Here is a 15,676-nt window from a genome sequence, read left to right on the forward strand (position 1 = left end):
GAGAGTGGTTTTAATAGGTAAATTGAATAATCATGCCGCTAGGATCTTCTAACGCAAGTAAATGATCTTTGGCAATAAAATGTAACTTTGCTTCTTCCGCATTGGCTTGGACGATCTCTAAATCTGCCGCAGTTGGTAAACGGAAGGTGTAATTTTCTAAGCCAAATTGATTTTCTTGAATCGTTGGCAGCTGTTTGCCGCTCCATGTATTTGTCCCAATATGATGATGGTACTGACCCGCTGCAAAAAACTTCGCTTGTTGACCAAAGTTAGACTTTAAGCCAAACCCTAAGTTTTTATAGAACGTTTCAGTGGCATCTAAATCGGCCACTTTCAAATGAATGTGCCCAATTTTAGAACCTTCGGAAATTCCTAGCCAGTGACCGTCAGCTTCTGCAGCTAAACTATCACCGTCTAATTCTTCTGTCACACCGATAATTTCACCATTTGGACGAATATCCCAGACTTCTTCTGGTTTATCCCAATAAATTTCGATGCCATTATTTTCTGGATCACTTAAGTAAAGGGCTTCACTATAGCCATGATCTGCTGCGCCAATTTGCACATTTTCCTGCAAAAGCCACAGCAACATATTGCCTAAATCTTTGCGGGTTGGTAGCAGGAAAGCAATATGGTACAAGCCAGTGGTACCCTGATTTTCTTCCCCAGCTGTTAGTTCTTTTAAGACAAGAATTGCATCGTTGGTGCCTTGTGGCGCTAGCCAAGCACGTCCCTCTCCTTGTTTTAAAAGTTTTAAGCCAATTGTTTTCGTATAAAAGTTTACCATTTTATCTAAATCAGCCACTTTCAAAGTGACTTGTTGAATCCCAATATTACTTGGTAATGCTTGAACCATTTGCTTTCACTCCTTTCCTCTTCGTTTTACTAAAGCAATGATTTAGTTGAATTCTTTAAAACGAGCACTATCTTCCATGTATTCTTTTTCGCCAGCTGGCGCTTCAATGGAACCAATGACCATTTGTGCACGTAAATTCCAGTTTGCAGGAATTGACCATTCTGCAGCAACCGCTTCGTCAATGACTGGGTTGTAGTGTTGTAAGTTTGCGCCGATATTTTCTTGCGCTAAGGCAGTCCAAACGTTCGCTTGTGTTAAACCAGTTGCTTGTTCAGACCAAACAGGAAAGTTATCCGCATATAATGGGAAGCTATCTTGTAAGTTTTTCACGATATCTGTATCTTCAAAGAATAAAATTGTGCCCGCACCAGCTGCAAAACCTTGTAATTTAGCTTGTGTGTTTGGAAATGCTTCTGCTGGAGTTAATGGTTTTAAGGCGTCTTCAGTCATTGTCCATAATTTTTTGTGAGCATCGCCGAATAAGAACACAACACGTTGTGTTTGAGAGTTAAAAGCTGTTGGACTTTCTCTAACAACTTCTTTTACTAAAGCAGTTACTTCTTCTTTTGAAATTGGTAAGTTTTCTCCTAAAGCATAGATTGAACGACGGTTTTTCATCATTTCAGTAAATTTTGACATAATATGTTCATCCTTTCGAATTTCCTCAGTAAATTCATTTAATTTTGTTTACATGCTTACTATACCACCTTACTAAAAGTAAGTAAATCTTTTTGTCTTACTTTTTGTAAGTTTTTTTATTTTTTAGTGAAAAACCTTATTCTACCAAAGAAAAAACAACCAGCTTTTTTCTAAGAAAAAGAAAAATCTGGTTGTCGATTAATAAATGTAGAAGTCAATTGAATCGTTTTCGGCCGTTTTTCTTGAAATAAATGTGTGGCTTTTTCCCCTAATTCCATTAATGGATGACAGATTGTTGAAAAATTTAAAATTTCACTTAATAAAGTTTGCTCCTGTCCCACTAAAAAGAGTGGTCTTTCAATAACGGCTTGAATCCCTGCAGCAATTTCATCACCGTTGGTCACAACCGCTTGGAGCGTTGGATCTTGCCCACAGTGTCGTCCTACTTCACACCCATCTTCATAGGTTAAACAGTCCTTAAATAACCGATTTTCAGGAATCACTCCATAAATTTCCTGATATGCGTCAACTAAATAGCGTGCGCTTGTACTTTTTTCTGGTGCACGGTTAATCGTAATTGCCACTTCACTACATCCTTGTTGTTTCAACGCTTGGAAAACCCGCCGATAAACGGTTAAACGATCGATATAGATACTAGCATAACTAGGGTCTTCTATTTTTTCACAAAAAACAACTTGCTCTTTATACGGAGCAAACACACTTAAAGGATTTGCCTTTGACAAAACAATCATGCCATCAAACGCACCCGTGGCCATTTTTTCCAAGTAACTTTTTTCAACTTCTTTATCATAATCCGTTGGTAACAAACTGACCATCATCCCTTGCTGAAATGCTTGGTGGATAATCCCACTTAAAATAGCATCAAAATAAGGTTGATTCGTATAAGGAACCATGACACCTAATGTATTACTTTTCCCAAAGCTAAGATTTCTCGCTAATATATTGGGCTTATAGCCCAACTCATCGATAATTGCTTGGATTTTCAGTCGTTTTTCTTCAGAAACATACGGATGATGATTAATCACACGCGAAACAGTCGTGACTGAAGATCCTGAAAGGCGCGCAATTTCTCGAATTGTTGTCATACTTTCACCCCATTACTTTACAAAATTGAGTTAAATAAGGCACAATCCCTGTCCCGTAATCAACAAAACGATAAAAGGTCTCCTGCCAAGCAAAAGAAATTTCCTGAATATCCTCCTGCTGTGTCAAGTGCCACTCCGTTATCTGATGGTACGGAATTTCTTGATGCCAAATCTTATAGTATTTTTTGGGACTATTTAACTGCAGACTTTTGGCCGTCGTAGTCACCGAGACAAAATAGTAATCCATACCAAGTCTATCGCTTATCTCCACTATAACATTCATTTTCATGCCCTCCAATATTTTGATACACATAGCTTACCTTATGAAACGCGTACCAGAGCAAGAGGAAAAATAAAAAAAGTGAGACCATGTTATACTAGATGTATCATATAAAAGCAAAGGATGAGTGCAATGGAAACTGTTACAGTAGCAACAAAAAGCGACTTACTAACAAATTTGAACAAGCAAACAGATGAAATCATTATCTCGGGGGCACTTGCACAAGAAATTTACCACTTAAAAAAACAACAATTAACCGAAACGGAAGAAATGGGCTTTTTAGTGGGCAGCCAAGGCGCTGGCTCATTTTTAACCTATTTAATCGAGAAGTTATCCTATATAAATTCGGCGCTATCGCCAGAAGAACAAAAAATTGAACATGCGATTTTGCGTTTGTATGTTATTAAAAAATTAACTCCAGAAACTACTTTATTACGTCTAAAACAGTTAGATTATTAAAATTTTATTTAATCAAGATAGACCAATTCCCTGCGTACAACGAGTCCCTTTCATTAATCACTTGATATAATTACCTTTATTCAAGTTCCCACCATTGTCATTATCGATTAACCAATGGTATATTAGAAGTAACAGATAAGTCATTTTATTTGAAAAAGTGTTTGGGAAATGTTTGGGGAGGAATGTTTATGTGTCAACCGCAGGAAAAAAAGAAAGAAATTTCTGTTGCTAAGTTACGTTATCGTTTTGAATTACCAATGATTATCATTGGTTTTGTTTTATTGTTTTTCGCATTGGGGTTAGTCGCTTTATTGATATTGAGTGATTTGCCGATTCCTGACTGGTTATTAATTGTCTTAATTGCGCCAATTGCGCCAGTCATTGCTTTTTTTACCATTCGTTATATGTACATGGATACTGCTTCTAACGGAGTGGAAATTACAGAAAATCAATATACCAGAAATTTATTCCTTGTATATTGATTTGGCAAAAGAAATGGGCTTTGGCACTAAAAAATTAAGGATGCCACGTCTTTATTTAATCAACGGGAATGGTGTCTTAAACGCTTTTGCGGCAAAATGCTCTTTACACAGACGCTATGTTGTCATTCACAGTGATTTGTTGGACATCGCGTACAATACAGGCGATTTTTCGCTGATTCGCTTTATTTTGGCACACGAGCTAGGACACCATAAATGTGGGCACACTAATTTATGGCGACTAATGTTATCCATTATTTTGAAACCAGTTGCGTTAGATAAAAGTTTTACAAGAACGCAAGAATATACCGCTGATCGCGCAGGTTTATACTACGCAGAAGAAGGTGCTTTAAGCATGATTTATTTATTTTCAGGAAAATACATGGGCAGTCGTGTGGATTTAGAAGAATACTTTCACAGTATTGATTTACATGATGATACCATCTGGCTTAAATTGAGTAACTTCTTATCCGATCATCCTGTTGGCTTCCGTCGAATGCAAACATTGAAAAAAGCCAAAGATACTGGCAATTGGGATGTTCATGGAAAATTTTTCTAGCGAGAGCCAACCATCATTAAATAAACGTGCTGGGACAAAAGATTCTTTAACTTTTGTCCCAGCACGTTTATTAATCCACCAATAAATGAACAAATTCTTCTTTAGTGATATTTACAAAGTAGTCTTCAAAGTTAAACGCTGCTAATGCTTGCCAAATTGATGAATACTGATAGTCCACACCTAATAAAGCTGCAACGATTTCCGTTGTCTCTTTTTTGGCAAAATAATCACCATAAATCGTTAACTCAATTATTTTACCTTTTTCAACAGTCAAACGTGCATCCACAATGCCGCCTTTAAACTTTTCTTCTTTTTTGATCGTAAATTTAGGCGCTTCACCAAAAATCCAAGCTTCATTGCCATACACTTCAGCGACCAATTTCCTAATTTCCTGCTGATCTGCTTTGGTTAGGACATATTCTTTCTCCGCAATTTCAGTTAGAGATTCGACATCAAAGAGCTCCATCAGTAAACGATTGCGAAATTCCTCAATGGTTAATTGTTGATATTTTTCGTCTAAGTACGGCCGTAAATTGGTTACGCGTCCCCGAACAGATTTTGTCCCTTTTGATTCAATTTTTTTCTTAGAAACAGTTAAGACACGTTGAACTTCTGCCAAACCAACATCATACATCAAGGTACCATGAGTATACATCTTCCCCTTTTTTGTATACATGGCATTGCCAGAAAATTTTTTCCCATCAATTAATAAATCATTGCGACCGCTAATCTCGGCCCCCGTTGCGCCCATTTTATGTAATGCTTCAATAATTGGTTTAGTGAACGCTTTAAAATCCCCAAAAGCTTGATGTCCTTCCTGAACAACAAAACTAAAGCTGACATTCCCGAGATCATCATAAACAGCACCACCGCCCGATAAACGGCGAGTAATAACGATTCCCTTCTCTCTAGCATAAGCTAAGTCAATTTCTTCATAAGCATTTTGATTTCGGCCTAAAATAACACAGGGTTCCTGAATATAAAACAACACTAAGGGCTCTTCAAAAGAGAGAGTGTTTAATAGATAATCTTCCGTTGCTAAATTTTCACGAATATCTCGTGACTGCATTATGACATAACGCATAAGGTCGCCCCACTTCTTTTTCTTCTAGTGTATCACTTTCTTTCAAAATTGGTTCACTAAACGTCTTCTCTGGCCATTCTCAAAAGCGGATGATCAACAAAAAAAGAACGTGGGACAACAATCACTTTGGATGTTTGTTCCACGCTCAAAATCTAATAAACAGCAATTGCAGAACTGTTTAGCTTTTTAATCTAACCAAGTTACTACTTCTGAAACATCTCGTCGGACTGTTTCAAAGCCGGGTGTTTGAGCTTTACCAATCGGAATAATCAGTCCGTTCACTAAATGATCCTCAATATTAAATAACTTGCGAACAGCTTCCGTTTCAAACCCAGACATCGCCACAGTATCATAGCCTCGATCTTTTGCAGAAAGCATCAGCTGCATTGCAACTAAGCCTTGGTCTAACATTAGCCACTCTCTTTTTTGTTCTTCGCTAACATCATAGTACCAAGAAACATTTTCATTAATTCCTTGACGAATTTCTTCCGTCATCGTTCCTTGTGCGACAGCTTTAGCACTGATTTCATCTGCATTGGCCACTGTATAAGCAGTCAAATCACCTAATAAAATAATCACCGCCGCTGCCCCTTTAACTGCTGGTTGTTGCATCGAAACTTCGTAAAGGGCCTCTTTTTGTTCTTTTTCTGTGACAATTAAAAAACGCCATGAATTTAAATTGGTACTATTTGGCGCGAACATCGCTTCCTCAATTATGGCCATTAATTCCTCTTTAGGAATCTCAACATCTGGCATAAAATCCCGAACTGAACGGCGGCTGCGAACAACATCTTGATACATCATATTTCTTCTTCCTTCCTCTTGCCTTACTTGACATAGTTATTATTACTCACTATGATGGAGAAAAAAAGTACGCACTTTTTATTCACCTAGGAAGAAAAAAGTAACCATTACGTGTCACAAGGAGAAACTATGACAACTGATAAACAAACCAGTATCAACTTAGCCCTTTCCACCATTAACGGCAAATGGAAATTATCATTAATGGATGAATTATTCCAAGGAACCAAGCGCAACGGTGAATTGATGCGTGCGCTCGACGGAATCACTCAGCGCGTCCTGACAGATCGCTTGAGAGAAATGGAAAAAGATGGCCTAGTCCATCGAGAATCCTTTAACGAACTGCCCCCTCGTGTGGAATATACGCTCACTCCGGAAGGATATGCTCTTTACGATGCCCTCTCTTCACTCTGCCATTGGGGCGAAACATTTGCACAAAAAAAGGCGAGACTTAACAAATAAGTCTCGTCTTTTTTTATCTATTTTGGGTATTATGGGTAAACTTAAGATATTTTTGAAGTCCTTCTTGAATTGAATAAACGGGTGAAAAACCTAAGCCTTTCAAAGCAGAACTATCTGAAAGAGAATATTTTATATCGCCATCTCGTTCCTTTTGATAAGAAACTGGCAAAGAAAGTCCCACTAATTGGTTCATTTCTTCAATTAATTGATTAAGGGAAATGGCAACTTCGGTACCCACATTATAAACGTGTCCCAACGCTTCACTTTTGGTTGCTACTAAATTTAATGCAGTTAGGACATCCTCAATGTAGATAAAGTCACGTGTTTGCTGACCATCTCCAAATATTTGAAATTGGCTCGCTTGCCCTTGTTCTAACTGGATATAACGATCCATCAAAATGGACAGGACACCAGAATAGGGTGAAGCAGGATTTTGATTGGGACCATAGACGTTAAAGAAGCGAACTGCGCTCGTGGGTACCCCGTGTAAATGGTATTCATTGAGAACATAACGTTCAGCAGCAAACTTATCAATAGCATAGGGACTCAAAGGGCAAATCACCGAAGTTTCTCTTTTAGGCAACGTTGGCTCTGCACCGTAAACGGCTGCCGACGAAGCAAAAACAAAACGTTTGAGCTTTTTTTGATATTTTTTTATTGATTCCAGTATTTTCAATACACTTAAAAAATTGACCTCGTGGGTCTCTAGAGGCTGTGCCACAGAACTTGCCACGCTTGCCACGGCCGCAAGATGAAAGATATACTCAAACGAATGCTTTGAAAGTACTTCGTCCAATAATTGCTGATCCGTCACACTTCCTTTAATAAAAACCAACTGCTCAGTTTGTTGCAAATTTGACACTCGCCCCATGGACAAATCATCAATCACAAAAACTTGATACTGTTGACTATAAAAATTAGCCAAATTAGAACCAATAAAGCCAGCTCCTCCAGTAATTAATAGTTTCTTCACCTCTTTGCTTCCTCTCTTTTTTAATTTAATTCCACTTTTTTCGTGTTATTTTCTCTTTGGAATAAAAAAATGCAATATCGAATGAACACATAACTTACAATAGCCACAGCTAATAAAAGTTCAAAAGTAGACAAAATATTTAACAGACTCGTTAGGCCTACCTTTTCTGCAAATAAAGGTTTAACTTTGACTAATGCTGTCGCAGAAATTACTAATGGGAATGTAAAGGCAGCATAACTTGGATAGAATGTCACTTGCATAATTTTATATAGATTCACTACTACAATCCCATAAATACATTGAGATAAAATTAGCAAGAAAACAACTAATGGCATATACAAATGACCACCCATTGAAATATAGCCAGCTAAACATAACGAACCTGGCGCTGTCATAATCGTCAATAAAGGAATGGTCGATTCAGGCATTTCTTTCGACTTCGTAATTCTCTTGATTAAAATTGGTAACAAGAGTAAATAAAAGAACAACGCTACCCAAAAAACAATTTTTCCCAACTCATTGATAAACAATTGAGAAGTATTAGGAATAACGCCAATGCCGACAAACGTAATAAACCAGCTTGGATAAATATGTTCCAGTTCGATTTTTGTTGGAAAAATATGCACCGCTACAAAATAAATCATTAAAATAAAATGTAAAATCACTGCGCCAATCCACAACACATTAATCCAAGCAGCATTGGTAAATATCCGATCTAAGAAAACACAGATAACCATTAAAGCCATTGTAAATGTTGGTGATACCGAAGCAATAATTGGATCATCTAAGGTGCTTAATGCATGTTTCATTGTAAAAATAATTTTTAAAATAACTAAAATCATTAAGAGACTGCCAAGTACACAATAAATGGTCCCAATTGTTGCATATCCCAAGGAATAAAGTAAATTCCCCAAAGAAACCATCCCTAAAATTAGTCCGCAAATGGGAATCGGGACTTTCCGCAAGAATTTTTTCGCACTTTCTACCATTATGTAGTCACACTCCGTCTTTATTTATTATTATTGATATTAATCAAAAGTATGTTATTATACTAAATGAAATATTTATATTTGTAAAATAAATATTTTCAATACCAACTATTAAGATAGTAAATAGAAAGAGGCGATTTTATGTTCGAATGGATCAAAACATTTATTGCTGTGTATGAAACCAAAAATTTTAGTGCGGCGGCCAAACAATTGTATATTTCTCAGCCAACTGTTTCTTTGCAAATCAAGAAATTAGAGCAACACTTTTCGATCAAGCTGTTCTATCGTAATGGAAAACAATCGGTTATTCCAACCAAAGAAGCTGATTTTTTATATCCAAAAATGCTCTCGATTATTGAAAGCTTAACTACTTCTTTTGCGCAAGCTGCAGAAAAAGAGAATTTTAAAGAAGACTGCATTATAGCCTCTTCAAATACAGTTGCTATTTATTTACTGCCAGATATTATGGAGAGTTTGGTTACCGCTTTTCCACTCATCAATTTTTCGATTCAACTGATGAATTCAAACGAAGTCGTGGATATGGTTCAAAATAATCATGCCCACATTGGACTAATTGAAAAACCCATTGAAACCAAAAATCTACACAAAGAAATTGTTTATGAAGATCAACTAGTTCTAGCAGGAGATGCCGCTTCAAAATTTTGGCTCTTAAGAGAAAAGAACTCTGGCTTACGTTTTTTCAATGAGCTTTATCTCAACGAACACAGCATCAACTTACCAATTATCGAATTAAACAACAACGAAGTCCTGTTACAATTGCTAAAAAATAACATTGGGCAATCAATTGTTTCTCGATTATCTATTTCCGATGAGATCCCTTGGCAACCAATTGATCAGTCCTTTGCTTCTCGAAAAATTTTCATTGTCCAGACCGATCACCATGCCAATACTTCCTTCTCTGAAGTTTATAACCGAATCGTTGAAAAAATTCGTGAACGACAAACCTAAAAAACAGGAGAACGACTTAGCTTTCGCTAAATCGTTTTCCTGTTTTTTATTCATCAGTTTCCTCTACCAATTCAAATTCAAAAGGTTCTAACTCAAATAGTTGGTGTAAAATTTGCTGGGTTTCTTGGAACACTTGTTGTGGCTCTTTACACAAAAGAGTGCTTTGAATGGTCTGTTTTTTTGATTGAAAAAGAATTCTCGTTTCCTCTTCCTTGAATACAACTTGATGAGTTTCCCTTTCAAACACCGTATATTCTTCGAACATTTCCATAACTAATTTTTGACGAAACCCTTCTTTGAGTGCTAATAAAGTTACTAAATCTGCAACGGTTAGCGTTTCTAACGCAATTGTTTCATCTTCTACATGAACAAGATAATTCGTACACTTCACATTCGGACAGGCATTGCAGCCGCCATTAATCAAGTCTGAGGTAGTTGTTATTTTCACCTGTTTCATCTTAATCCTTCTTTCCTACTTTTCGAGAAAAACACAAGGGGTCTCCTCAAAAATATTCAATAAAATATGATTTACTTCTCGAAAGACTTCTTCGTGATTCCGGCATTGTTTTTCCATTACTAAACGCAGATCATTCACAACAAAAGTCAACGTCGTCGCTTGTTGGGAAACATGTATACAACGGTTGCCTTTAACAAAACATTCTGTTTGTTCTTCAATGAATGGTTCTTTTTGATAGCCATATGCTGAAGCGACACATTCCAAGATTTCGTAGATTTCTATTTTTGGAAGTTCATAGCTACAGCTACCGATAACTAGTTGAAAACAGTTCGGCTGTTTTTCATTATTGCTTGCATAATACACTGTTGTCGTTGTCATTTTGCCTCCTTATCTCCTCTATTTTCCTACTCTTATCATAACAAAAAAAGCACGCTTCCCTTATTTAAATTGTTAATAAAGACTATTACAGATTGGTATAACCACACCTAAAAAGTTCGTGATATAATTCACTAAGAAAGAAATATTACAGAAAGAAGAGATGAACGATGAAAGTATTTAACAAAAAAGTCGCAATTATTGGTACTGGTTTTGTTGGCACAAGTATTGCCTATTCCATGATCAACCAAGGGATTGCGAATGAATTAATCTTAGTTGATATTGACAAAGCCAAATCTGAAGGCGAAGCAATTGACTTATTAGATGGTGTGTCTTGGGGTCAAGAAAATGTAAACGTCTGGGCTGGCGACTATCAAGACTGCCAAGATGCCGATATCGTCGTGATTACAGCTGGCGCTAATCAAAAACCTGGGCAAAGTCGTCTAGATTTGGTTTCAATCAATGCAGAAATTATGAAAACAATTGTTAACAATATCATGAAATCTGGTTTTGATGGAATTTTAGTGATTGCCTCAAATCCTGTCGATGTACTGACTTATGTGGCCTGGCAAGCTTCTGGTTTACCTGTTTCAAGAGTAATTGGAACTGGTACAACTTTGGACACAACTCGTTTCCGCAAAGAACTGTCTCAACGTTTAGCGATTGATCCACGCAATGTTCACGGCTATATTATTGGCGAACACGGGGATTCTGAAGTGGCTGTCTGGTCTCATACCATGATTGGTACCAAACCTATTTTAGAAATTGTGGATACGACAGAGCGCTTAACTAGTGACGATTTACCAATCATTTCTGATAAAGTGAAAAATACAGCTTATGAAATTATCGATCGCAAACAAGCGACCTATTATGGGATTGGTATGAGTACTGCACGCATTGTTAAAGCCATTTTAAATAATGAACAAGCTATTTTACCTGTCTCAGCTTACTTAGATGGGCAATATGGGCAACAAGATGTATTTACAGGGATTCCTGCAGTCGTTGGCAATCAAGGTGTGACTGACATTATTGAATTGAATCTGAATGCCGCTGAAAAAGAACTCTTCCAAAAATCAGTGACACAATTAAAACAAGTGATGGCATCGTTACAACCGAACGCTTAGTAATTTTTAACTAAAAATAACACTTCAACTAAATTATTCTCTACCAAAATAGATTCTAATTCCCCTTTATCGTTCTTTTTGGTACCATGAAAGAAGAACTTCAACTAAAGCAGAAATTAGGAGGACAAAAAATGGTAATCCAAGGAGATACGTTAGAAAATAGCGCACGTCGTTTATTGCAAGAACGTGGCGTAACAATGAATGATTTAGCTGAACTTGTGTTATTTTTACAAAAAGATTATATTGACAATTTAACATTAGATACTTGTTTAGAAAGTGTTGATGCCGTGTTAACAAAGCGTGAAGTACACAACGCGATTATTACAGGTGTCCAACTGGATATTCTGGCAGAAGAAAACAAGCTACTCTCACCGTTACAAGAAATTTTAACGGAAGATGAAGGGCTTTATGGCATTGATGAAATTATGGCGCTCTCCATTGTAAATGTTTATGGATCTATCGGTTTTACGAACTATGGGTATATCGACAAGGTAAAACCAGGCATTTTAAAAGAGTTAAATGCGCATGATGGCGAACATGTCCACACATTCTTGGATGATATCGTGGGCGCAATTGCGGCTGCGGCTGCCAGTCGGTTGGCCCACTCACAACCAGATTTAAGTGATATTACTAAATAAAAAACTTGCCTCTTCATTTTTATGAGAAGAGGCAAGTTTTTTATTTGCTGGACTTCTCACAAGCTTTCTACTTAACAGTAATTATTTGCCGTGTTATGTTACAGTCAAGAATAAACAGCTAAAGGAGGTTATCTAGAAATGAAAAAGTTTTTACGCGTATTTTTAATTTTTATTGGGGTATTCTTTCTTGCAAGTTGCGGTTCAAAAATAGAGACAAAAACCTTTGTAGGTTCGCCACAAGATGGGATTGATTCCACCTTAACCTATACGTACCAAGGAGATAAAGTCTTAACGCAAACGGCTAAAAACATTGTTTCTTATGACAAATTGGGGATTACAAAAGAAGAGGCAAAAACAGCGTTGGAACCCGTTTCTAAACAATATGAGGACATCAAAGGGCTTGATTACAAACTGACCTATGAGGACAAACAAGCCATCGAAAAATTGACGATTAATTATGAAAAACTTGATTATGATAAAGCAAAAAAAGTGGATGGTATCCAGATTGATGGAGATTCTTCTAAGGGAATTAGCATGAAGAAAAGCCAAGAATTGGTGGAGTCACAAGGTTATACAGAACAAAAATAATAAAAGAAAGCGTGCGACAATGGGCATTGTTGCACGCTTTCTTTTGATTATTTAAATCGATGTTGCCATCTTCACTGCCTGAATTGGGTCAAAATGATGGACAGAGTAAACGACTGTACCGGCTTGCCAAACTACTGAGTTGCGATTATAGTCAGTGGTTCCTGCCACGTTCAGTGTGATTTGACCAACGGTATTCGGTGCTGGTAATGTTTCTTGTTCCAAAATGTTGACAACATTTTTCGCTAAATCATCAGGCGATTCACCATTGATATTTGAGGCCCGTACGACTAAACTCCAATTGCCTTCTTGCCAAGATAAGTAACTAGAACCTGCCGCCCCTTGTTTATACCCAGTAATATTGTAACCTAAATCTACTGGTTGACCGCCATTGTCAATGATTTGGTTCACTGCATTTTTTGCTTCGGCATCAGAGCCATATGTTTTTTTCTCAAAAGAACTAATTGGCGTTAACTGATTGACACGTGCATCATTCACTGGAATCGCTTCTTTTTCTGCATAATATAAAACACGGAAATTGTTTTGATCCGCTTGTGAAGTTGTCGCTGCAGTTAAAAAGTTATTCGTTTGACTCGTTAAAATTGCCTGCGGTAAGCCTTGACCAGGAAACATGTTTGCTAGCTGGTTAAGCACTTGGTTGGCTTGGTCATCTGGATTCGCATTTTTCGCTGGTGATTGCTTCTCTGCTGAGCCATTATTTGCCGCTTCCTTCGTAGAAGAAGCTGTTGCTTTCGAATCAGCTGTTGTTGTTCCTGACGGTTTCGCATCACTAGATTTTGTTGTTGCTTTGCTACTTGATTCTTTTGTAGCAGATGCTTTTGTACTCTCGACTGTGGTACTTTCCGCAGCACTGGAACGACTATCCGTATTTTCTGTACTTTTTCCGCCGCCGCATGCTGCTAAAGCAAGGGTTAAAAGAAAAGCACTAGAAATAAGCCCTATCTTTTTCATAAGAATTCCTCCTTGTTTTCCCTACCCTTATTGTACCTTAATCATGTGTATCCGTCACTTGTTTGTGTTTCGTTCTAAGTTGGTTTAAATAACAGAAAGTGGACGGTAGGATTCGAACCTACACCTCAACATTGAGCAAGAATAAACTACTGTTAGTCTCTATGAGTTTAACACCACGTTCATCCACCTATTTGATTGATCCTTTGTATCATAACTTAGAATAATTAAATTGCCTTTAAGGAGCTTCAAAGATTATATGAAGAATTGTAAAAATCTGTGACGAAAAAACGATTGAACCAATCAGTAGATACACTGAGGTTCAATCGTAACCAATTGTTTAATTATCTGAAAAAACTCACAATTCAACGTTAGTCCCTGGTGCTTTTTTGTTTTCCCCTTGTTGTTTTTTTAAGAATATCCCCAGAATGACGGTGATAATAGGGCAAAGCAATGGGAAAAAGGCATACGGTAAGTATTCTAGTGCACCAACTTTTAACGTTCCCATAATGAAGGTACCACTAACTCCCCAAGGAATTAACGAGTTGACTGCCGCCCCAGCATCTGCCAAAGTACGAGTTAAATATTTTTTATCAATACCTAAACGAGTAAATGAGGATTTAAATGTTTCCCCTGGTAAAATAATTGACAAATATTGTTCGCCAACTAGTAAGTTAATTCCCACAGAACTTAAAGCAGTTAAAGCGATTAATTTAGCTGGATTATTCACATAGCCTTTAATTTTATCAATTAAAGTAGCCACGATGTTAAACTTAATCAACAAGCCGCCCAAACCTAATGCCAAAATAATCAACGCAGCAGAACCTAACATGCTTTCAATCCCACCACGAGATAAAAGTGTATCAATACTTTGGTCCCCTGTATCTGCCACATAACCACTCATTAAGATGGTAGAAACTTTCGCTAAACTTAGGTGATGATCATTTATAAAAGCTAAGATGACCGCCACTGTAGAGCCGACTAGTAACGTTGGAATAGCCGGTACCTTTTTCCAGGCGAATAAGAATAAAACCGCTACTGGCAACAATGTAATCGGTGAAATCCAGAATCCTTGATGTAACGTTTGGACCATTGCATCAACCGATTGTAAATCCGCCGAACCAGATTGATGCCCCAAGAAGATATAGCCGACAATCGAAATAATAAACGCCGGAATAACAGTGTACATCATGTTTAGTATATGTTCAAAAAGGTTCACGCCACCAATTCCAGCAGCTAAGTTTGTTGTATCAGATAACGGTGAAATGTTGTTCCCTAAAAAGGCACCTGAAACAACTGCACCAGCTGTCATCGCATTGTCGAATCCAAGAATATGTCCAATACCTAGAAAGGCAATCCCCATAGTTGAAACAGTCGTAAAGGAGCTCCCTACCGTCACACCAACTAGTGCACAGACCACAAAAACGGTTGGTAAGAAGAACTTCACTGAGATAATTTTAAAACCATAAACCATAATTGTTGGAATCGTCCCAGACAAGATCCAAGTAGCAACTAAGACACCTATCAACAAGAAAATAATAATCGGAATGATCCCTGGTTTAATCCCTTCCACAATGCCTTCGTGGATCTCATCCCAAGAAAATCCTTTCCATTTGCCATAAAGCAACAACAACATGAATACAAAAAGAATCGGTATGTGAGGGGTTAATTTTTGACCAATAATTAAGTACCCGAGAATCGCTAACAAGGCAACCAAAATGCCTAAACTTTCAGCGAACGAAACAGTGGGTTTCGTTGATTTCATATGAAAACCTCCTTTTATGGAAAGCGAAAACTGAAGCAATAATCGAACTTGCTTCAGTTTCCAAACGACAATTTACTATAGTCATCAGATGAAGAGGCACTCAGCAA

18 protein-coding genes and 1 pseudogene are annotated in these 15,676 nt (G+C 37.3%); 7 read left to right on the forward strand and 12 right to left on the reverse strand.

Annotation, left to right across the window (positions count from 1 at the left end; translation table 11 throughout):
• Positions 1–10: 10 nt before the first annotated feature.
• The 4 genes from IGL80_RS11805 to IGL80_RS11820 form a co-directional block, all read right to left on the reverse strand.
• The gene (locus IGL80_RS11805; protein WP_002358647.1) at positions 11–856 is read right to left on the reverse strand and encodes a VOC family protein; all 846 of its coding nucleotides are present in this window, start codon (positions 854–856) and stop codon (positions 11–13) included.
• Positions 857–898: 42 nt separating this feature from the next.
• The gene (locus tag IGL80_RS11810) at positions 899–1,495 is read right to left on the reverse strand and encodes a nitroreductase family protein (protein WP_002358646.1); all 597 of its coding nucleotides are present in this window, start codon (positions 1,493–1,495) and stop codon (positions 899–901) included.
• Positions 1,496–1,665: 170 nt separating this feature from the next.
• On the reverse strand, positions 1,666–2,601 hold the full coding sequence (locus IGL80_RS11815) for a LacI family DNA-binding transcriptional regulator (RefSeq protein ID WP_002355472.1): 936 nt from the start codon (positions 2,599–2,601) through the stop codon (positions 1,666–1,668).
• 4 nt (positions 2,602–2,605) lie between these two features.
• Complete coding sequence (locus IGL80_RS11820; protein WP_002364844.1) at positions 2,606–2,890, reverse strand: hypothetical protein; 285 nt, start codon at positions 2,888–2,890, stop codon at positions 2,606–2,608.
• A gap of 114 nt (positions 2,891–3,004) precedes the next feature.
• Here IGL80_RS11820 and IGL80_RS11825 point away from each other — a divergent pair, with 114 nt between their 5' ends.
• Both IGL80_RS11825 and IGL80_RS11830 read left to right on the forward strand, forming a co-directional pair.
• Entirely contained in the window at positions 3,005–3,340 is a 336-nt protein-coding gene (locus IGL80_RS11825; RefSeq protein ID WP_002358645.1) for a hypothetical protein, read from the forward strand.
• A 182-nt stretch (positions 3,341–3,522) separates the two neighbouring features.
• A pseudogene (locus IGL80_RS11830) lies at positions 3,523–4,378 on the forward strand (M48 family metallopeptidase).
• A 70-nt stretch (positions 4,379–4,448) separates the two neighbouring features.
• Here IGL80_RS11830 and IGL80_RS11835 read toward each other — a convergent pair.
• Together IGL80_RS11835 and IGL80_RS11840 are read right to left on the reverse strand one after the other, a co-directional pair.
• Complete coding sequence (locus IGL80_RS11835; protein ID WP_002358641.1) at positions 4,449–5,462, reverse strand: lipoate--protein ligase; 1,014 nt, start codon at positions 5,460–5,462, stop codon at positions 4,449–4,451.
• Positions 5,463–5,648: 186 nt separating this feature from the next.
• Positions 5,649–6,266 carry a nitroreductase family protein gene (locus IGL80_RS11840; protein WP_002355466.1) on the reverse strand — a complete coding sequence of 206 codons (618 nt, stop codon included), beginning with the start codon at positions 6,264–6,266 and terminating at the stop codon, positions 5,649–5,651.
• 111 nt (positions 6,267–6,377) lie between these two features.
• Here IGL80_RS11840 and IGL80_RS11845 point away from each other — a divergent pair, with 111 nt between their 5' ends.
• A complete protein-coding gene (locus IGL80_RS11845; protein WP_002355464.1) occupies positions 6,378–6,725 on the forward strand; it encodes a winged helix-turn-helix transcriptional regulator in 348 nt (115 codons plus the stop codon).
• Positions 6,726–6,738: 13 nt separating this feature from the next.
• On the opposite strand, the gene IGL80_RS11850 is transcribed toward IGL80_RS11845, so the two are convergent.
• Positions 6,739–7,698: a GDP-mannose 4,6-dehydratase gene (locus IGL80_RS11850; RefSeq protein ID WP_002358640.1), complete on the reverse strand. Its 960-nt coding sequence runs from the start codon at positions 7,696–7,698 to the stop codon at positions 6,739–6,741.
• 20 nt (positions 7,699–7,718) lie between these two features.
• Positions 7,719–8,687: a TDT family transporter gene (locus IGL80_RS11855; protein ID WP_002355462.1), complete on the reverse strand. Its 969-nt coding sequence runs from the start codon at positions 8,685–8,687 to the stop codon at positions 7,719–7,721.
• A 141-nt stretch (positions 8,688–8,828) separates the two neighbouring features.
• Between IGL80_RS11855 and IGL80_RS11860 the strand changes: the two genes are divergently transcribed.
• Entirely contained in the window at positions 8,829–9,656 is an 828-nt protein-coding gene (locus IGL80_RS11860) for a LysR family transcriptional regulator (protein ID WP_002358639.1), read from the forward strand.
• Positions 9,657–9,702: 46 nt separating this feature from the next.
• On the opposite strand, the gene IGL80_RS11865 is transcribed toward IGL80_RS11860, so the two are convergent.
• Positions 9,703–10,113 carry a DUF4809 family protein gene (locus IGL80_RS11865; protein WP_002358638.1) on the reverse strand — a complete coding sequence of 137 codons (411 nt, stop codon included), beginning with the start codon at positions 10,111–10,113 and terminating at the stop codon, positions 9,703–9,705.
• A gap of 15 nt (positions 10,114–10,128) precedes the next feature.
• Entirely contained in the window at positions 10,129–10,491 is a 363-nt protein-coding gene (locus IGL80_RS11870) for a DUF4809 family protein (RefSeq protein WP_002358637.1), read from the reverse strand.
• 167 nt (positions 10,492–10,658) lie between these two features.
• Here IGL80_RS11870 and IGL80_RS11875 point away from each other — a divergent pair, with 167 nt between their 5' ends.
• The 3 genes from IGL80_RS11875 (at position 10,659) to IGL80_RS11885 (ending at position 12,838) form a co-directional block, all read left to right on the forward strand.
• Positions 10,659–11,612 (forward strand): L-lactate dehydrogenase, encoded by a 954-nt coding sequence (locus IGL80_RS11875; RefSeq protein ID WP_002358635.1) that lies wholly within the window; start codon positions 10,659–10,661, stop codon positions 11,610–11,612.
• 131 nt (positions 11,613–11,743) lie between these two features.
• Positions 11,744–12,250 carry a phosphatidylglycerophosphatase A family protein gene (locus IGL80_RS11880; protein ID WP_002355457.1) on the forward strand — a complete coding sequence of 169 codons (507 nt, stop codon included), beginning with the start codon at positions 11,744–11,746 and terminating at the stop codon, positions 12,248–12,250.
• Between the two features lie 138 nt (positions 12,251–12,388).
• Complete coding sequence (locus IGL80_RS11885) at positions 12,389–12,838, forward strand: YehR family lipoprotein (protein WP_002355456.1); 450 nt, start codon at positions 12,389–12,391, stop codon at positions 12,836–12,838.
• A 51-nt stretch (positions 12,839–12,889) separates the two neighbouring features.
• Here IGL80_RS11885 and IGL80_RS11890 read toward each other — a convergent pair whose 3' ends face one another.
• Together IGL80_RS11890 and nhaC are read right to left on the reverse strand one after the other, a co-directional pair.
• Complete coding sequence (locus IGL80_RS11890; RefSeq protein WP_002358633.1) at positions 12,890–13,807, reverse strand: hypothetical protein; 918 nt, start codon at positions 13,805–13,807, stop codon at positions 12,890–12,892.
• 355 nt (positions 13,808–14,162) lie between these two features.
• Complete coding sequence (gene nhaC / locus IGL80_RS11895) at positions 14,163–15,569, reverse strand: Na+/H+ antiporter NhaC (protein WP_002358632.1); 1,407 nt, start codon at positions 15,567–15,569, stop codon at positions 14,163–14,165.
• Positions 15,570–15,676 lie beyond the last annotated feature (107 nt).

Origin of the sequence: Enterococcus sp. DIV2467a (assembly GCF_050532945.1) — a bacterium.
GTDB classification, from domain to species: domain Bacteria; phylum Bacillota; class Bacilli; order Lactobacillales; family Enterococcaceae; genus Enterococcus; species Enterococcus faecalis.